The 17,943-nt window shown below is 72.7% G+C and carries 14 protein-coding genes; 2 read left to right on the forward strand and 12 right to left on the reverse strand.

The genetic code is table 11. From position 1 onward, the window contains the following. Positions 1-54: 54 nt before the first annotated feature. The 10 genes from ACZ4AA_RS30275 to ACZ4AA_RS30320 all read right to left on the reverse strand — a co-directional run bounded on the left by ACZ4AA_RS30275 (position 55) and on the right by ACZ4AA_RS30320 (position 11,683). Entirely contained in the window at positions 55-477 is a 423-nt protein-coding gene (locus ACZ4AA_RS30275) for a DUF7144 family membrane protein (RefSeq protein WP_467609760.1), read from the reverse strand. 228 nt (positions 478-705) lie between these two features. Further along, complete coding sequence (gene melA / locus ACZ4AA_RS30280) at positions 706-2,025, reverse strand: alpha-galactosidase (RefSeq protein WP_467609762.1); 1,320 nt, start codon at positions 2,023-2,025, stop codon at positions 706-708. After that, entirely contained in the window at positions 2,022-3,035 is a 1,014-nt protein-coding gene (locus ACZ4AA_RS30285; protein ID WP_467609764.1) for a carbohydrate kinase family protein, read from the reverse strand. Before ACZ4AA_RS30285 ends, melA begins: the two co-directional genes overlap by 4 nt. A gap of 6 nt (positions 3,036-3,041) precedes the next feature. Next, entirely contained in the window at positions 3,042-3,872 is an 831-nt protein-coding gene (locus ACZ4AA_RS30290; RefSeq protein ID WP_467609766.1) for a carbohydrate ABC transporter permease, read from the reverse strand. Continuing rightward, positions 3,869-4,831: a carbohydrate ABC transporter permease gene (locus tag ACZ4AA_RS30295; protein WP_467609768.1), complete on the reverse strand. Its 963-nt coding sequence runs from the start codon at positions 4,829-4,831 to the stop codon at positions 3,869-3,871. Before ACZ4AA_RS30295 ends, ACZ4AA_RS30290 begins: the two co-directional genes overlap by 4 nt. Positions 4,832-4,913: 82 nt before the next feature. Then, entirely contained in the window at positions 4,914-6,206 is a 1,293-nt protein-coding gene (locus ACZ4AA_RS30300; RefSeq protein ID WP_467609770.1) for an ABC transporter substrate-binding protein, read from the reverse strand. Between the two features lie 10 nt (positions 6,207-6,216). Next, on the reverse strand, positions 6,217-7,074 hold the full coding sequence (locus ACZ4AA_RS30305) for an endo alpha-1,4 polygalactosaminidase (RefSeq protein WP_467609772.1): 858 nt from the start codon (positions 7,072-7,074) through the stop codon (positions 6,217-6,219). Between the two features lie 223 nt (positions 7,075-7,297). After that, a complete protein-coding gene (locus ACZ4AA_RS30310; protein ID WP_467609774.1) occupies positions 7,298-7,804 on the reverse strand; it encodes a universal stress protein in 507 nt (168 codons plus the stop codon). Positions 7,805-7,809: 5 nt separating this feature from the next. Next, the gene (locus tag ACZ4AA_RS30315; RefSeq protein WP_467609776.1) at positions 7,810-9,159 is read right to left on the reverse strand and encodes an arsenic transporter; all 1,350 of its coding nucleotides are present in this window, start codon (positions 9,157-9,159) and stop codon (positions 7,810-7,812) included. Between the two features lie 148 nt (positions 9,160-9,307). After that, complete coding sequence (locus ACZ4AA_RS30320; RefSeq protein WP_467609778.1) at positions 9,308-11,683, reverse strand: SpoIIE family protein phosphatase; 2,376 nt, start codon at positions 11,681-11,683, stop codon at positions 9,308-9,310. A 686-nt stretch (positions 11,684-12,369) separates the two neighbouring features. On the opposite strand from ACZ4AA_RS30320, the gene ACZ4AA_RS30325 reads away from it, so the two are divergent. Continuing rightward, on the forward strand, positions 12,370-14,439 hold the full coding sequence (locus ACZ4AA_RS30325) for a ricin-type beta-trefoil lectin domain protein (RefSeq protein ID WP_467609780.1): 2,070 nt from the start codon (positions 12,370-12,372) through the stop codon (positions 14,437-14,439). 67 nt (positions 14,440-14,506) lie between these two features. On the opposite strand, the gene ACZ4AA_RS30330 is transcribed toward ACZ4AA_RS30325, so the two are convergent. Together ACZ4AA_RS30330 and ACZ4AA_RS30335 are read right to left on the reverse strand one after the other, a co-directional pair. Then, positions 14,507-15,484: a 2-hydroxyacid dehydrogenase gene (locus tag ACZ4AA_RS30330; RefSeq protein ID WP_467609782.1), complete on the reverse strand. Its 978-nt coding sequence runs from the start codon at positions 15,482-15,484 to the stop codon at positions 14,507-14,509. Next, positions 15,481-16,650: a lactate 2-monooxygenase gene (locus ACZ4AA_RS30335; protein WP_467609784.1), complete on the reverse strand. Its 1,170-nt coding sequence runs from the start codon at positions 16,648-16,650 to the stop codon at positions 15,481-15,483. Before ACZ4AA_RS30335 ends, ACZ4AA_RS30330 begins: the two co-directional genes overlap by 4 nt. A 113-nt stretch (positions 16,651-16,763) precedes the next feature. Here ACZ4AA_RS30335 and ACZ4AA_RS30340 point away from each other — a divergent pair, with 113 nt between their 5' ends. Further along, positions 16,764-17,942 carry a PucR family transcriptional regulator gene (locus ACZ4AA_RS30340; protein WP_467609786.1) on the forward strand — a complete coding sequence of 393 codons (1,179 nt, stop codon included), beginning with the start codon at positions 16,764-16,766 and terminating at the stop codon, positions 17,940-17,942. The last annotated feature ends 1 nt before the right edge of the window (position 17,943 follow it).

Here is a 17,943-nt window from a genome sequence, read left to right on the forward strand (position 1 = left end):
ATCGGGGCCGCGCCGCCGTGGGCGGTGGACCGGCGACCGGTGCCGGCTCCTCTGTCAGCCCATGTCCGTGTCCGGCCGTGCCACGCAGAGCGCCCAGATGACGAATCCGTACAGGGCGATCAGCGTCAGCGACCAGACGGGGTAGTACGGGATGTCGAGGAAGTTGGCGATGATCAGCAGCGCGGCGATGCCGACGCCGATCACGCGGGCCCAGGTGGCCGCCGCGAACAGGCCGAGGCTCACGATCACGGCGAGCGCGCCGAGCGCCAGGTGGATCCAGCCCCAGCTCGTCAGGTCGAACTTGAAGACGTAGTTCTGGGTGGTGACGAAGACGTCGTCCTGGGCGATGGCCATGACGCCCCGCAGGATGTCCAGGACACCGGCGACGAACAGCATCACCGAGGCGAAGATCGTCAAGCCGCCGGCCGCCGTCAGGGCCGTCTTGGAGTGGGTGCTGTGATGCTGGCTGGTTGCCATGGCGAGACCTCCGTTGCACGGGCTGCGACCGCAGCCACTCACCACCGAGCCTGCGACAGCCGGCCGCCCGCGGCCTCACCCGCCAAGGGTGACGATGAACGGACACCGTGACGAGATCCTGGGTCGGTCGGGCCCGAGGCCGGACACGGCCCAGGAGGGGCGGGCGCGGGCAGACCGTACGGCCGCCCGCGCCGGGGAACCGGGAGCCCCGGCCCCCGGGACCGCGTCTCAGTGCCCGAGCAGCGTCCTCAGCTCGGGCTCAAGCAGATCCCCGTGAGCCCGTACGAGGTCGTCGCACAGGTCCCAGATGCGCTCGACGGGGAGGGCGGCGGCCGTCGCGGGGTCGGCCATGGCCGCGTGCCGGATGTGGCGCGGCTCGTGATCGGTGGCGGCGCGGACCACCAGATCGGTCACGGAGATGTACGCGCTGTTCAGCGCCGCGCACTGCGGGGGCAGCGCCCCGACCCGGATCGGCCGCACCCCCGACGCGTCGGTCAGGCACGGGACTTCGACGGCACAGTCCGCCGGGAGGTTGTCGATCAGACCGCGGTTGGGCACATTGCCGTAGATCGTGCGGGGGGTGCCGGTCAGCGTGCTGTGGATGATCTGCGGGGCGTACTCCAAGGTGCCCTCGACGGGCAGGGGCGTCCCGGCCGCCAGGGCGTCGCGGGTGCGCCGGTAGCTCGCCGCGTTCTCCTCGATGATCTCCAGATAGGCGCCCACCGGCAGCCTGAGCCGCTCGATCTCGCTGTCGTGGTGGAGATACCACGGCACGTACTCCGAGGAGTGCTCGCTCGTCTCGGTGGGGTAGTGGCCGAGACGGCGGTACATGTCCACGCGGACCCGGCGCAGCAGCCCGGGGTCCTTGGCGATCGCCTCGTCCAGGAGGGGGTAGAGATCCTGGCCCGCGCGCTCGAAACGCAGCAGCCAGGACTGGTGGTTGACCCCGGCCGCCAGATGGGTGACCTCGTCGAAGGGGACGCCGAGAAGCTGGGCGAGGTCGTGCACGGTCCAGTGCACGGAGTGGCACAGGCCGGTGACGCGCAGCCGCGGGGCGATGCGGCTCAGGTAGAGGACGTTCATCGCCATGGGGTTGGTGTAGTTCAACAGCAGTGCGTCCGGGCAGAGTTCGGTCATGTCGGCGGCGAGCCCGCGCAGTACCGGGAAGGTGCGCAGGGCGCGGAAGATGCCGCCGATGCCGAGCGTGTCACCGATGGTCTGGCGCAGTCCGTAGCGGGCGGGGACGGTGAAGTCGGTGCGGGTCGCGCCGTCCATGCCGACCTGGACGATGTTGATGACGAAGTCGGCGTTCTCCAGGGCCGCCCGGCGGTCCAGGTGCGCGGTGATCGTGGGTTCGGCGCCGCGTACGCCGGCGATGTACCGGGCCGCACCCTCGGCCGTGTCCAGGCGCTCCGGGTCGATGTCGTGCAACGCGACCGTCGCGTGCGCGAGTTCGGGGAAGGTGAACAGGTCGGCCAGCAGCCCCTGGGTGAACACCACGCTCCCGGCTCCGATGAAGGCGATCTTCGGGGCGGTGACGTCGTTCATGAACGGCTCCTGGTCTCACGGGTGCGGGTGGTGGGTGACATGGCCGGGTCCTCCGCGGTGCCCGGGGGGCCGGGGAGGCTCGCGCGGGCCGCGGCGAGGGCCTCGTCCCAGGTGGGCTGTGCCGCCGTACCGCCGTGAGCCCGTGTGGAGAGCGATCCGCAGGCCGCGGCGACCGAGAGCGCGGAGCGCGGGTCCATTCCGCGCAGGGTGGCGGCGACGAACCCGGCGTCGAAGCTGTCGCCCGCGCCGACCGTGTCCACGGGGTCGACGGCCACCGCCGGCACGCGCGTCAGCCCCGTCCCGGTGTGGGCGAGGGCGCCGTTCGCGCCGTCCTTGACCACGACCACCGGCCCCCGGCCGGCCAGGACGGCGGCGGCCGCGGCCGGTTCGGACTCCCCGGACATCGCCGCCGCCTCCGCCGCGTTGGGCAGCAGGAAATCGGTGAACCTCAGCACCGGGTCCAGGAGTTCGGGGTCCCAGCGTCCGGCCGGGTCGTCGTTGGTGTCGAGCGAGGTGCTCGCCCCGCTCTGCCGCGCGAGCACGAACACCGGTGCCAGGCAACGCGCCAGACGGGGCATCAGGAAGAACGAGGCCGCGTGCACATGCCGACAGGCCCGGATCAGGTCCCGGGGCACGTCCTCGGGACCGGTCGCGGTGAGACAGCCCTGTGCCGTGAGAATGGCCCGGTCCCCGTCCCCGGCCATGACGACCGTCGTGAGCGGGGTGGGCCGGGCCGGGTCGGTGACCAGGCAGCTCACGTCCACACCGCGCCCGGCGAGCGCCTCGCGCACGAAGGCACCCGCGGGATCGTCGCCCACCCGGCCCGCGAAGGCGACCCGCAGCCCGAGCCGCGCGGCCCCGCACGCCATGATCGCCGCGGAGCCGCCGAGCACCAGACCGGCGTGCTCGACGAGTTGTTCGCGCTGCCCGAACTCCAGCGGGCCGCGCAGCGGGCCGACGACGACGTCCGGATTGGCGTCGCCGACGACCAGGAGATCGAAGGATGTCATCGGGTCCTAGCCCTTCAGGCCGCTCGAAGTGAGCGACTGGACAAAGGTCTTCTGCGCCAGCAGGAACGCGACCAGCACCGGCAGCACGGTGATCACGTTGCCCGCCATCACCGCCGACCACCGGGTGTGGTGCTGTCCCTGGAACGTCGTCAGACCGAGCTGCAAGGTGTACTGCGTGTCGTGATTGATCGCGATGAGCGGCCAGGACAGGTCGTTCCAGGTGCTCAGGAACGTCAGCACGGCGACCGTGGCCAGCGCGGGCCGCGCCAGCGGCAGCACGATCGAGAACAGGACCCGCAGCCGCGAACACCCGTCGATCCAGGCCGCCTCCTCCATCTCCCTCGGCAGGGCCAGGAAGAACTGCCGGAACAGGAAGACCGCGAACGGGGTGACCAGCGAGGGGACGATCAGCGCGCCGAGCGTGTCGATGAGTCCCAGCTCCTTCATCACCAGGAAGGTCGGGATCATCGTGAGCTGGAAGGGGATCACCATCGTCGCCAGCATCAGGGCGAGCAGGGTCCGCGATCCGGCGAACCGCATCCGCGCGAAGGCGTAGCCGCCGAGCGCGCCGAGGAGCAGATTCGACAGGACGGCCGCGACCGCGACGACCAGCGAATTGGCGAACCAGCGCGGGAACATCGCGTTCCCGAGGACGTACCGGTAGCCGCCGAGGTCGATCCCCCTCGGCCACAGCGCGGGCGGGAACCGGTTGATCTCCGCGTCGGACATCACCGAGCTGAGCACCAGCCACAGCAGCGGCAGTGCGAAGCACAGGGCCATCGGCGCCAGCAGCAGATGCCAGCCGCTGGGCCTGCGGGAGGTGAGGGGTGAGGTCATCGGACCGCTCCTTCGCTACGTTCCCGCCGGCCCCGTACGAGACGCAGCGCCGCGCCCGCCACAAGGAGCCCGACCGCCAGGACGTACGCCGCCGCGGCCCCGTAGCCCGCCGTGAACGTCTGGAACGCCTGCTGCCAGACGAAGTAGACGACCACGCCGGTCGAGCCGAGGGGGCCGCCCTTGGTCGTCACATAGATCAGGTCGAAGACCTGGAGCGCCGTGATCAGCTGCCACAGCAGCAGGAACACGGTGACCGGGGTGAGTGTCGGAAGGACGATGTGGCGCAGCACCCGTGCGCGGCCCGCCCCGTCGATCCGCGCGGCCTCGACGAGTTCGGGCGGGACGTCCTGGAGCGCGGCCAGATAGACGACGACGCAGAAGCCGACCCCGCTCCACAGCGAGATCAGCACCAGCAGATAGATCGCCTGGTCCGGGTCGGTGAGAAACCCCTGCGGGGACAGCCCCACCGTGTGCAGCAGGGAGTTCGCGACACCGAACTCCGGGTCGAGGATGAACGAGAACAGCACGCCCTGCGCGGTCGCGGAGACCACGAACGGGACGAAGACGAGCGTGCGGTAGAGACCGATGAACCGGATACGGCGGTTCAGCGCCAGGGCCAGCACCAGCCCGCCGACCAGGCTGAGCGGTACGTACAGGGCCGTGTACAGCAGTGTGTTGCCCACGGCCGTACGGAAGTTGGGGTCCTGGGCCAGGGCGCGGTAGTTGTCGAGGCCGACCCAGCGGCCCGGGGTGACGAGGTCGTCGGCCCGGAAGGAGAGCAGCAGGGACCAGACGACGGGCACGATGCTCAGACCGAGGATCACGACGACCGCCGGGCTGATGAAGGCCCAGGCGGTGGCGCTCTCGCGTCGGCCGCGGCGGCGGGCGGCACGCCGTGCGGCGGCCGGGGTCACCGCCGGTGCCGGTACGACGGTGAGGGCGCGGGGAAGGGTGGACATGACGGCCTCCTTCAGCTGGAAGTCAGCTGGGAACGTCTGAAGTCGGGGTCACCGGGGAACAGCCGAGGTCACCGAGGCGGGTTCACCGGGGGATGAGCAGGGCCGCGTCGGCCGCCCGGGCGCACCGGCGGACGGCGTGGGCGGGGGAGTCCTTGCCGAGCAGGACCGAGACGATCGCCTCTCCGAAGGCCCCCGAGATCTGCGGATAGGCGGCGTGCACGGGCCGCACCCGGGCGGAGGCCAGCGAGTCGGTGAACGTCCGAAGCCCGGTGGTCGTCGCGGAGTGCTCGCGCCACTGCGGACGCCGGGCGGTGGCCGAGCTGAGCGGGAGGCCGCCCGCCGAGATGTCCCAGCGCGCGTCCTGGGCCGGCCGGATCATCCAGCGCACGAACTCGACGGCCGCGCGGGAACGGGCGGAGCCGTTGTCGAACACGGTCCAGGTGTCAGGACCGGAGATGGTGATCGGCCTGCCGCTGTACGTCGGGAGCGGGACGACGCCGTAGTCGACCTTGGCGCCGATGACGTCCGGGAGCTGCCAGGGACCGGTCGCCACCATCGCCATCCGGCCGCTGAGGAAGACCTGGTACATCTGCTCGCTGCCGGGCTTCGGGTCGACGTACACGCTCTTGTCGTGGGCCAGCCGGGCCAGCGTCGACAGGGCTCGGGGGCCCTGCCCGGCGAAGCCGATCCGCTTGCCGTCGGCGGCGATCACCTCGCCGCCGAGGTCCCAGATCATCGGCCACAGCCGCCAGACGGTGTCCTCGTCGCCGGTGCCCGGCCAGCCCGTGCCGAACACCCCGCGCCCGGGGTCGGTGAGCCTGCGCGCGGTGTCGGTGAACTCGTCCCAGCTCCAGCCCGCCTTCGGGAAGGGGACCCCGGCCCGCCGGAACAGCTTCTTGTTGTAGACGACGGCCAGCGAGTCGAGCACCGCAGGGGCTGCGCGCACCTTGCCGTTGACGGTGACCGCGTCCCGTACCGGCGCCCATAGGGAGTTCCAGGGCGGGTCGCCCTCGTGCAGCGCGGACGTGAGGTCGACGACCCGGGGACTGCGGGCGACGCTCGCCAGGTCCGAGCCGAAGATGTAGGCGATGTCGGGGTACGAGCCGGCGGCGAGCGCGGCCGTCACCTTCTGGAGCATCGCGTCGGCCACCACCCCGCCGCCCGAACTGTCCACCCGTATGCGGGGATGGGTGCGGTTGAATTCGGCGACCAGCCCCTCCAGGACCTTCCGGGCCGTGTCGTTCTGGCCGTGCCACAGTTCGACGGTCACCCTGCCGTCGGCGCCGACGCCGTCCGAGGGGCCGCCACAGCCTGCCAGTGCCCCGGCGGCCGCGGCTCCCAGGAGCAGCCGGCGCCGCGCCATCACGCGTGTCATCCGGGCCCCCTCAGCGCGTCTTGCGGACATAGTCCGCGGTGCCGGGAGTCGAGACCATCACGTCCCGGCGCACGATGCTCAGCCGGTCGCCGTAGGCCGCCCGGGCCTTGCGCAGTCCGCTGTCGGTGTACTCGATGACCACCACCCGGTCGTGGAAGGCCTTCGCGTACGTGCCGCACTCGTCGTACTCGCCGCACTCCTCCGCCACCGCGAAGTCGAGCCCGGTCCGCGACCTGAGTCCGGCCAGTTCGGCCGTGTTCTTCTGGGCGATCGCCAGATGCCGGGCGTGCGCGTGCCGGGACAGCAGGGTGATGAACGCGGTGGCGTCGTCCGCGCTCAGCAGGTTCCGGGAGCGGGTGTAACTGTCGTAGTTGTCGGGCTCGACGGCGTCGAATCCCTTGTCGGCGCAGGCGTCGATCCACCCGTCGACGCGCGCGGCCACCCGCCGGCGCTTGTCCGGCGTCCGGATGTCGAGCAGCGCCTCGTTCCAGTTCTTGTCGACGACGACCTTGCCGTCCGCGTCCCGCAGCAGCAGGTCGGCCGGCCACTGCGTGCGTTCCTCGGGCTGGGCCTGGAAGGCGTTGACGTAGCAGATGTTGTAGAGGCCGCGGGCCGGTGCGGCGGAACGGTCGCGGCTGACGATGCGGACATCGGAGGCCGGGGGATAGGCGCCGCCGATCTGGTAGTCGAACCCCGCGTGCAGGGGCGGGAGTTCGACGGCGGTGGCGGTCCGGTGCGGGCTGGGATCCGGTTGCGCCGAGGCGCTCGTGTCCTTGCCCGGATCGCAGCCGGGGAGGGTCAGGAGGCAGGCCAGGGCGGTGGCCGTGGCCAGGGCTCCGGTGCGGAGAACACGTTTGACGGGGGGCATGTCCGCTCCATCAAATCGCGAGTACGTCCCCGCCTCGGACGCTTCGAGCGATCCTGGCGACTTTGGCCGGATTTGAACCTGGTCCGTTACCGGCTGGGCGCACCTCTGCGTGCCGGGTCGCGCCACGGCACGCTCAGGATCAAATCGCGCACGCCCGACTTCGTCAAGTACTGGCCACGGCTCCGGGCGTGGTCCGGCGAGGACGCCTGCCGGACCGGGTGCGTCAGGGACGCGGCGGGTGCGGGGGATGCGGGGGAGGGGGCGGCAACGTCGTGACGTCCGGCGCCGGTTCGGGCCAGACGAGCAGCACCGGGCAGGGGGCGTGGTCGACGACGAAGCGTCCGGCGGGGCCCAGACTGTGCGGGCCGAGCCGGCTGCGGTCGCCGTCGCGGGCCACCACGAGCAGACCGGCGCCCTCGGCCGCGGCGACCACCTCCCGCTCGACGCGGCCGGTGCGCTCCAACCGGGTCGCCGGGCCCCCGAGCCGCTGGGCCGCCGCGTCGAGGAGTTCGGCCGCGGACACCGTGCCGAGGCTCTCCAGCAGGTCGCCGGGATCGGGTTCGGACCGTCCGCGCCCGAGGAGTCCCGCGAAGGCGCCGTGCGCGAGACCGGGCACGGCGAGGTCCGTGACGTGCAGCAGCGTCACGTCCGTGGCACCGGGAGCGTGCGTCCGTACGGCGTCCACGCACGCGGGCCAGGTTCCCTCGACCAGCCAGACGACCACCCTCATGCCCATCAGCCTCCGATGACGTGGAGCGAGACCCACAGGGCCAGCACGGCCGGGACCAGGGCCGCGGGGACGGCGATCAGGCCCAGCCGGGTGAACTCCTTCAGGTCGACGCCGTGTTCGTGCTGATGCACGATACGACGCCACAGCAGCGTCGCGAGGGAACCGGCGTACGTCAGATTGGGCCCGATGTTGACGCCGAGCAGGACGGCCAGCACCGCGCCCGCGCCCGAGTCGGCCGCCAGCGGGAGCAGGACGAGGACCGCGGGCAGGTTGTTGATCAGGTTGGCCAGGACGGCGGCGATCGCGGCGATGCCGAGCAGGGCCGGCAGCGAACCGCCCGTCGGAAGGAGGTCGTCGAGGGCGCCGGCCAGACCGTTGTCGACCACCGCGCGGACGACGATGCCGAGCGCGAGGACGAAGGCGAGGAAGGAGGGTGCGGTGGCGCGCACCACGGTGAGCGGGGTGGTGCGGCGGCGGACGAGCGCCCGTCCGGCCAGCACGAGCGCCCCCGCGGCGGCGGACCAGGCCGGGTCGATGCCGACGGCCGAGGCGAGGACGAAGCCGGCGAGGGTGCAGCCCACGGTGATCAGGGCGAACAACGGCACGTCCGGCGGCTCCTCCGTGTGCCGGGTCGACGCGCCCGCCGCGAGGTCACGGGCGAAGAAACGCCGGAAGACGACGTACTCGGCGCCGATCGCCACCAGCCAGGGCAGCACCATCAGCGCGGCGAACCGGGTGAAGCTCAGGCCGCTGGCGGTGAACGCGAGCAGGTTGGTGAGGTTGGAGACCGGCAGGAGCAGCGAGGCGGTGTTCGACAGATGGGTGCACGCGTACACGTGCGGCTTGGGACGGGCCCCCATCCGCGCCGCCGTCGCGAACACGACGGGGGTGAGGAGCACGATGGTGGCGTCCAGGCTGAGCACCGCCGTGATCGCCGAGGCGAGCACGAACACGGCGGTCAGCAGCCGTCCCGGCTGCCCCGCGGCCCAGCGGGCCATCCAGGCGCCGCAGGCATGGAAGAGCCCTTCGTCGTCGCAGTACTTGGCCAGGACGAGGACGGCCGCGAGGAAGCCGATCACCGGCCCCAGATGGGCGGCCTCCGCGCGGGCGTGGTCCCAGGAGATCGCCCCGGTGGCCAGGACCAGCCCCGCGGCGGGCACGGCCACGACCGCCTCGGGCCAGCCGAACGGCCGCACCACCGCGCAGACGAGGACGGCCGCGAGCAGGACGACGGACAGCGTCTCGGCGAGCGGGCTCGCGAGAGCGGCGGCCAGGGGGGTGCCGGGGACGCTGTGGACGAGCGGGCTGTTCAGGATGGTGTTCCTCCGGGCGGTGACGACTGCGCCCACCATCACATCAGACGGGGCGGCGCCGCCCCGTGAACACCCTCCCCTCGCGTCGCGGCTTCGCCCGGTCGTCACAGCGGACGGTTGCGGCGACGGACCGGCGAGCCGGTGCCCGGGCGGCGCGCTCACTCCCTGCCGACCGGTCCCCGGGCGGCGCTCACTCCTCGCCGAGGAGGGACAGCTCCGCCCAGATCGTCTTGCCCTCGGGGGTGTGCCGGCTGCCCCAGCGCTGGGTGAGCTGGGCGACGAGGAGCAGCCCGCGGCCCCCCTCGTCGAAGGTCTTCGCCCGGCGCAGATGGGGCGCGGTGTGGCTGCTGTCCGAGACCTCGCAGATCAGCGTCTCGGTGTCGTGGATGAGCCGCAGCCGGATGGGCGGTTCGCCGTAGCGGATGGCGTTGGTGACCAGTTCGCTCACCACCAGCTCGGCCGTGAACGTGGCCGCCGTCAGTCCCCAGATCTCCAGCTGATCGGCGACCTGCTTGCGGATCGGCGCGACGAGGGAGGGGTCCGCGGGGATGGCCCAGGTCGCCACGTCGGACGCGGCGAGGCCCTGGGTACGGGCGAGCAGCAGCGCCACGTCGTCCGGCGCCCCGCCCGGCGGAAGCAGCGCCTGGAGGATGGCGTGGGCCGCCCCCTCCAGACTCCGCGAGGACTCCTGAAGCGCCCGGCAGAACAGCCGAAGGCCCGCTTCGACGTCCCGGTCCCGGCTCTCCAGCAGGCCGTCGGTGTACAGCGCGAGCACCGTGCCCTCCGGCAGGTCGAGTTCGACCGACTCGAAGGGCAGCCCGCCCAGACCGAGGGCCGGACCGGGCGGCACGTCGATCTGCCGGGGCGGTCCGTCCGGCGGCAGGACGACGGGCGGCGGATGGCCCGCGCTGGCGAGCGTGCAGCGCCGCGAGACCGGGTCGTAGACCGCGTACACGCAGGTGGCGCCCACCTCTCCGGTGATCCCCTCGGCCCCGGCCTCGGCGGACAGCCGTACGACGAGGTCGTCGAGGTGGGTGAGGAGTTCGTCCGGGGCCAGATCGATGTCGGCGAGCGTGCGGACGGCTGTGCGCAGCCGGCCCATCGTCGCCGAGGCCTGGATGCCGTTGCCGATGACATCGCCGACCACCATGGCGACCCGCATCCCCGACAGCGGGATCACGTCGAACCAGTCGCCGCCGACCCCGGCACGCGCTGCGGGCAGATAGCGCGAGGCCGCCTCCAGGGCCGCCGTCCGGGGCAGGGACTGGGGCAGGAGGCTGCGCTGAAGCGCCAGCGCGGTCTGCCGTTCGCGGGAGAAGCGCCGGGCGTTGTCGATGCAGACGGCGGCCCTGGCCGTGACCTCCTCGGCGAGGAGCACGTCGTCGGCCGTGAAGGGGTCGGGCCGCCGGAAACGGCTGAGGACGACGACCCCGAGGGTCCGGCCGCGCGCCCGGACGGGCACGGACATGGTGGCGTGGACGCCGTGCTCCCTGACGTGCTCCCCGCGCGGTCCGTCCCAGCTGAGCCAGTCCTCCAGGGTGCCGTCGGCGTTCGGCGCGACGAGGGGACGGCCGGCGAGCAGTGAGTCGGCCTGCGGCGAGGACGCGGGATACACGTCGACGTCGCCGGGTTCGAGGACCGCCTCCGGGTTCCCGGCGTTCACCGACCGGTGGGCGGCACGGCGCAGCGTGACCGGGGCGGCCGGCGGTCCGACGCGGTACTCGCCTCCGTTCTCCGGCGGGTCCAGCAGATCGACGCTGACGAAGTCGGCGAGCGCGGGGACGCAGACGTCGGCGAGTTCCTGGGCCGTCCGAGTGACGTCGAGGGTGGTGCCGACGCGCACGCTGGCCTCGTTGACCAGTTGGAGCCGCTCGCGGGCCCGGTTCTGCTCGGTGGTGTCGTGCGCGGCCACGCACACGCCGATCACCCGCCCGTGGGTGTCGGTGAGCGGGGCGATCCGCGCGAGCCAGTGGTGCGCCCGCTCCTCGCCGCCCGCCCGCGCGTACGTCTCCACGTCACGGCCCCGGCCGGAGGCGAGCACCTCGGCCATCTCGCGCTCCATCCGCTCCCCGGTCACCCGGGAGCCGATCTCGGAGACCCGCAGTCCCCGGATGCGCTCCTCGGGGATGCCGATCACCTCGGACATCGCGTCGTTGAGGCCGTACAGCCGCAGCCGCTCGTCGTAGACGGCCATGGCACACGGTGCCTGGGCGAGGAAGGCACGGGCCAGCGGGTCCTCCGGGGTGCGGGGCTCCTGGCCCTGCACCGGGGTGAGCACGAGCCAGCCGCCGGTGTCCTCACGGGGATGGGCGAGCAGCCACAGGGACAGGACCCGGCCGTCGCGGTGGCGCAGGGCGAGCACGCCGTCGCGGCGGTCGCGGCCGGAGCCCAGGGGCGGAGCCGTGGTCCCGGGGGCCAGGAGGTCCGCGGCCGGGCGGCCCTCGACCTCCTCGGGGGTGTAGCCAAGGAGCCGGCGAGCGCCCTCGTTCCAGTGGATCAGGGTGCCGTTCCCGTCGATGACCACCCGTGCGGTGGTGGCCTCGTCGAGAGGGTGGACCGGGCTCATCGTCGCCACTTTCCCTTGTACGCACACTCGCGGTGATCAAGCGCGTCGTCCGGGTTCCAGACTAGTGGCTGCGCGTCGTGCGCACCGTCGAACGCCGAGGGCCCGGACAGCCATTCGTACGGACCGTACCGGCGGACCCGTGACAGCCCGGTCCCGTGCCCGGCGGTGTGCCTTCCCGGGGCCGCCGACCGAGGGCGGGAGGAACGGGGTCGGCGGCCGGTTTCGCGGGGGAGGGCCGCCGTCCCGCGCGGGGGCCTCGGAGAAGGCCGGTCCCAGTGGACTACGGAGTCCTGCGCGCGGCGAGCGCGCGCGAGAACCCGGAGTGCGTGAACGCTTCACACGGGGCGCACGGAATAGAGAAAGCCACCGTGGCCCCGCCGAGAGGTGCGATCGTTTTTGACATTCTTTCAATAAGCCTGATCTGGCCCATGCGCCTTGTTGGTGACGAGTGTGTTGTGCGAGGGTGAGCGTCCCGCGCTTGGGTCAAGGGCCGGGTCTGAATCGCTGTTCGCCATTCCCGGCTGTCGACGAGCTCAAGAGGCTCCCTGAGCGACGGTCGCCGCACGGCCTTCGTCCCCGGCCGTTTTCCCGGCGCTCCGTCAAAAGGTCCACACCAATCGGGACTCCTTTTCGACGGGCAAGCACGTCCTGTGTGCCACCTTGCACCTCGGAAGGAACCCGCTCCCGTGCGCACCCCCCACCCGCCGCTGCCCGACCGTCCGCCCGGCGGATACTTCGGTGAACCCGACGAGGAGCTGGCCGCTCTGCTGAGAGGCGGAGCCGAGGCCGGCGCCGACCGTCCCGTCGCCCTGCTGACGGCCCGGCACTGGCGCCCGGCGTACGACTATGCGGTGATCTGCCTGGCCACCTCCTCGCAGGTCGCCTCCATGGTCACCGAGGCTTCCTTCGCCCACGTCCTCGACGCTCTCGCCGAGGGCGAGCACGCTCTCGCGCTGCGGCCCCGGCTTCTCGTGACCGTCCGGGACACGGTCCGGAACTGGGCGGCCGACGACCGGATATGCGAAGCCCTGCCCGCCCTGAGAAAGCCCGCGGGAGGCCGCGGTATGCGCGCGGCGAAGTCCATGACGGCCGAAAACCGCAAGCTGGCCGAACACGCTTTCCTCGGTCTTCCGGGCGCCGCCCGATGCCTGTTGTGGCACACCGAGGTCGAGGCCGAGTCGCTGTCGGTGCCGGCCGGCCTTTTGGGGCTGGACGCGGAGAGCGCGGCCGCCGCCTGGGAACAGGCCCGTGAGCAATTCCGCCAGGCGTGCCTGCGTGCTCATCTGGAACTCGCGCCGACGAGGGAATGCGGTTTCCACAACCGGCTCCTCGACGCGTCGATCCGGCGCGGCGGGGCGTTGCTCCCTGAGGTGCGGCAGCATCTGTCGGAGTGCTCCTACTGTCGACATGCGGCGACACAACTCAGCCATTTTGAGGGCGAGTTGGGGATCCTGATCGCCGAGTCCGTGCTCGGCTGGGGCGCCCGTCGCTACTTCGACTCCCGTCGGACCCGTGGGCGGCAGGCGCTGCGGGCGCGCAGCATCTCCCCGTTCGGCGGCAGGCGGCAGCGAGGCGAGGCGCGCCCCAGGAGGAGCGGGCGTCTCCTGGGTGACGGGCGCGGGGCGGACCGCGATCTCCCCGGCACCGGCGGAGACGCCGAAGCCGAGGGCCGACGCGCAGGACCCGGGCTTCCCGGCGGCCTCGGGCACCCTGAACCCGGGGGGCGCTTCGCGGGCGCGGAACGGTTCGGAGCCGAGGAGGGCTTCGCGGACCCCGGGCTTCCCGGCGGATCCGGGCTTCCCGGAGGAGATGGGCACCCTGGTGATCCCGGGCTCCCCGGAGACCTCGGGCTTTCCGGACACCCCGGGTTTCCCGAAGACGGTGGGCACCCTGGTGACCCCGGGTTCCCTGGAGACCCCGGGGATTCCGGAGACCTCGGGCTTCCTGGAGGCTCCGGACGCCCTCGCGACTCCGGATTCCCCGGCGGCCTCGGGCTTCCCGGAACTGATGGGCACCCCGCAGGCGAGGGGCCTTCGGGTGGGGACGGGAGTCCCGGCGGCGAGGGTTCGGCGGGCGGCGGACGCGCTCGTACGGGCGGACGCCGCCGTTCGCAGGCCCTGTTCGCCTCGACGGGTCGCCGGGCCGCCAAGCCGGCCGAAGGGTCCCAGCAGGCGCTGGTCACCGGCGCCGGTCTGTCGGCGGCCCTGCTGGCGACCGTCCTCGCGGTCAGCCTGTGGCCGAACGAGGAGGGCGGCTCCGATCCCGCCGCGGCTATCGGCGCGAGCAGCAGCCGGACCCTGTCACCCACTCAGGGTGCCGAGGTCCCGCCGGTGACGTCCGCGCCGTCCCCCGCGGTCGGGACCCCGACCCGGCTGCGCGACGTGGACGCCGGTCTGTGCCTCGACATCCGCGACTCCCGGGCCGTGGAAGGCGCCGAGGTCACGCTGGACGCGTGCTCGACCGAGCGGACCCAGCAATGGGAGTACGAGCGGGACGGACTGCTGCGCAGCGTCGCCGGTCCCGCGCTCTGCCTCGACGCGCGGGCCGACGACGGTGTCCTCCTCCTCGGCCGCTGCGCCCAGGACGGGAAGCAGCGGGAGAACCTGCGCTACGACTTCACCGACGAGGGCGAGCTGTTGTCACGGGGGCGCGACGGACTGGCCGTCGCACCCGCGTCCAAGGACTCGGGCGCCGACATCGTGGTCAAGGTCCGCGACTACTCCGCGATACAGCGCTGGCGCGCCGAGAGCTCCTAGGCGCGAAACCGTCGGTCCTTCGACGGTTCCTGCCCCGGCAGTTGGCCGGGGCAGGGTATGTCCGCCGTTACGACACGACGTCCAGGGGCGGCTTGCCGGCGATGAAGTCCGCCGCGTTCTGGACCGCGGCCAGCGCTATCCGTACGAGGGTCTCGCGGGTGACACCGGCGACGTGCGGGGAGAGCACGACGTTCGGCGCCTTGAGCAACCGCAGGGCCGGGGTGGGCGGTTCGGGGTCGAAGACGTCGAGGCCGGCGCCGGCGAGCGTGCCCGCGTGGAGCGCGTCCGCGAGGGCGTCCTGGTCGATCAGGGCGCCCCGCGAGGTGTTGACGACGAACGCGGTCGGCTTGAGGAGCGCGAGCCGTTCGGCGTTCAGGAGATGCCGGGTCGCCTCGGTGAGCGGCGCGTGCAGACTGACGTAGTCCGACACCCGCAGCAGTTCCTCCAGTTCGACGTGTCGGGCCCCGCCGAGCCGTGCCTCCGTCTCGGCGGGCACCCGCGTGGGCCCCGCGTACACCACGCTCATGTCGAACGCGACGGCCCGCCGGGCGACCTCCTCGCCGATGTGGCCGAGCCCCACGATGCCGAGCGTCTTGCCGGACAGTTCGGTGATCGACTGCTGAAGCCGGGGCAGCGCCCAGTCCGCCTCGGTCAACGCGATGTGGGCGGGCACCAGTTGCTTGGCCAGGGCGAGCATCAGCGCGAAGGTCTGCTCGGCCACGTTCTGCTTCTCGGCGCCGCTGGAACCGATGTTGCACACGGGCACGCCCCGCTCGCGCGCCGCGTCCAGATCGACGTAGTCGAAGCCGTGACTGGCGCACTGGACGAGCTCCAGGTCCGGTGCGGCCGCGATGTGTTCGGCGGTCACCGGGCCGAGTCCGGTGACCACGACATGGGCCTCGCGCAGCGCGACGGGGTCCTCGTCGGTGGCCTCCACGACGGTGACCCTGGCCTGCCCGGGGAAGAGCGTGGCGAGCGCCGCACCCGCCGTACGGCCGCCCACGTGCGGGGAGACGACGGCGAGCACGTTCTTGGTGACGGTCATGCGGTTTCCTCGATCAGGTCGTCGGGGCCGATGGAGGCCGGGCGGGCGTGGCCGGACAGGGCGAGCGTGAGGTCGAACTCGGCGAGCAGACAGCGGACGACGTGTTCGACGCCCGCCTGGCCGTCGAGGCCGAGACCGTAGGCGTAGGGACGTCCGAGGAGCACCGCCCGCGCGCCGAGGGCGAGGGCCTTGAAGACGTCGTCGCCGGTGCGGATGCCGCTGTCGAAGAGCACGGTGAGCCGGTCGCCCACCGCCGCCGCCACCCGGGGCAGCGCGTCGGCGGCCGCGACGGACCCCGCCACCTGCCGGCCGCCGTGGTTGGAGACCACCACGCCGTCCATCCCGGCGTCGGCGGCGTGCCGGGCGTCGTCCGGGTGCAGGATGCCCTTCAAGACGATGGGCCCGTCCCAGTTCTCCCGCAGGAAGGCCAGGTCGGGCCAGGTCTTGCCGGGATCCGCGAACATGCTCACGAAGTGCATCACGGCCGCGTTCGGGTCCTCGTGCACCGGCTTCGCCAGACCGGCCAGGAACGCCGGGTCGGAGAAGTAGTTGGCGGTGCCGACGCCGTGCAGGAAGGGCAGGTACGCCTGGTCGAGGTCGCGCGGGCGCCAGGCGAGCAGCGGGGTGTCGAGCGTGACGATCAGCGCGGTGAACCCGGCCGCCTTCGCCCGGTCCAGGAAGCTGCGGGTGACCTCGCGGTCCTTGGCCCAGTACAGCTGGAACCAGCGCTCCCCGTCGTCCATGGCCTCGGCGACCTGCTCCATCGGGGTGCTGGAGGCGGAGGACAGGATGTACGGGACGCCCTGTGCGGCGGCGGCCCGTGCCGCGGCGCACTCCGCGTCCGGGTGCATGATCGACAGGACGCCGATCGGCGCGAGCGCGAGCGGCGCGGGCAGCGGCCGCCCCAGCACCTCGACGGACAGATCGCGTTCGTGGACGTCCCGCAGCATGCGCGGCACGATCCGGCGCCGGCCGAGTGCCTCCCGGTTGGCGCGCGCGGTGCTGCCGTCGCCCGCGCTTCCCGCCACATAGCCGACCGGACCGGGGCCCAGCCGCTGTTCGGTGAGCTCCTCCAGCCGTGTCAGATCGGTGGGCAGCCGTGGCACGGCGCCCGTCATCCCGTTCAGATAGATCTCGTACTGGAAGTCGGCCCAGTGCTTCGCCATCCGTACGTCCCGCCTCTCGTCCCCAAGACCGCGCTGTACGAGGTCGATCCTTACGAGAGTGACAAGTCCCGTCCACCGTGGTGCGCACAACGTGCGGCTGGGATCATCACGGTGTGACAAACAAGCCGTCCGGGATCCGGGAGCGCATCCGGCAGGAAATGGTCGCCGACCCGCGCGTCGTGGAGGCGATCGTCGCGGCGGTCCACGAACAGGTCCCGGTGTACGCGGCGCTCGACGACAGCCGGCTGCCCGAGGTACGGGCCATCGCGGCCTGGGGCCTGGAGCGGCTGCTCCACCTGTGGGCCACCGACGGCACGCTGGGCCCGGCCGATCTGCGGCGCTTCCGGGGCATCGCCTCGGCCCGCGCGGCGGACGGACGCCCGGTGCGGGCGGTGCTGCGCGCCTACCGGGTCGCGGGCACCGTCCTCACGGACGAGGTCGCCGCCCGCGCGCCCCGCCTCGGCGCCGCCGACGCCTTCGCGCTCGCCCGCATGCTCCTGGTCAGCCTCGACACCCTCTCCGAGGAGATGGCCACGGCGTACGCCGCCACCCGCGAGGATCTGGCCGGTGACCGGAACCGGGCGCTGCGACTGCTGCTCGACGACCTGATCGCCGGGCGGCACGCCTCGGTGGGCGCGCTGACCGACCGCTCCGCGCGGCTGGGCATCCAACTGCCCGATCCCTGCTGTCTGCTGGTGGCCGAGCCGGCCGCCGCGGACCGGCCCGATCCCGCGCACGGCACGGCGACGGACCTGCTCGACGCGCTGGCACCCCCCGGGGGCGAGGTGACGTCCCTGGCGACGGTACGGGGCTCGCGGGCCGTCCTGCTGCTGCCGCTCGCGGCGTCGGCGCGCGGGGCGGCGGTCCTCGGCGAACGGTGCTGGCGCGGCTGCGTCGTCACCGTCGAGAGCCCGGACCGGATCGCCCTCGCCCACCGGCTCGCGGCCGACGCGCTCGACACCGCCCCGGCGCACGCCCATCGCTCCGGGCGGTTGCTCACCGACGCCGACGCGCAGATCCTCGCCCTGCTCGCCGGGCGCCCGGCCGCCACGCCGGGCCACATCGCGCGGCTGGTGCTCGGGCCGCTCACCGAAACCGCGCAGGGGCATCTGCTGGACGCCCTCACGGCGTACATCGACTCGGGCTCGGCGAACGCCGCCGCGCGGGCCCTGCACCTTCACCCTCAGTCCGTGCGCTACCGCCTGCGCCGCGTCCTGGAGCTGACGGGCCGGGACCCCCGCGACCCCTGGCACCGGCTCACCCTGGACATCGCCCGCACGGTCCGCGACTGAG

Source organism: Streptomyces sp. NPDC024698 (assembly GCF_055559015.1).

Coding starts and splice junctions, on each gene's coding strand:
- ACZ4AA_RS30275 (WP_467609760.1), bottom strand. CDS start 477: ATGGCAACCAGCCAGCATCACAGCACCCACTCCAAGACGGCCCTGACG.
- melA (WP_467609762.1), bottom strand. CDS start 2,025: ATGAACGACGTCACCGCCCCGAAGATCGCCTTCATCGGAGCCGGGAGC.
- ACZ4AA_RS30285 (WP_467609764.1), bottom strand. CDS start 3,035: ATGACATCCTTCGATCTCCTGGTCGTCGGCGACGCCAATCCGGACGTC.
- ACZ4AA_RS30290 (WP_467609766.1), bottom strand. CDS start 3,872: ATGACCTCACCCCTCACCTCCCGCAGGCCCAGCGGCTGGCATCTGCTG.
- ACZ4AA_RS30295 (WP_467609768.1), bottom strand. CDS start 4,831: ATGTCCACCCTTCCCCGCGCCCTCACCGTCGTACCGGCACCGGCGGTG.
- ACZ4AA_RS30300 (WP_467609770.1), bottom strand. CDS start 6,206: ATGACACGCGTGATGGCGCGGCGCCGGCTGCTCCTGGGAGCCGCGGCC.
- ACZ4AA_RS30305 (WP_467609772.1), bottom strand. CDS start 7,074: ATGCCCCCCGTCAAACGTGTTCTCCGCACCGGAGCCCTGGCCACGGCC.
- ACZ4AA_RS30310 (WP_467609774.1), bottom strand. CDS start 7,804: ATGAGGGTGGTCGTCTGGCTGGTCGAGGGAACCTGGCCCGCGTGCGTG.
- ACZ4AA_RS30320 (WP_467609778.1), bottom strand. CDS start 11,683: ATGAGCCCGGTCCACCCTCTCGACGAGGCCACCACCGCACGGGTGGTC.
- ACZ4AA_RS30330 (WP_467609782.1), bottom strand. CDS start 15,484: ATGACCGTCACCAAGAACGTGCTCGCCGTCGTCTCCCCGCACGTGGGC.
- ACZ4AA_RS30335 (WP_467609784.1), bottom strand. CDS start 16,650: ATGGCGAAGCACTGGGCCGACTTCCAGTACGAGATCTATCTGAACGGG.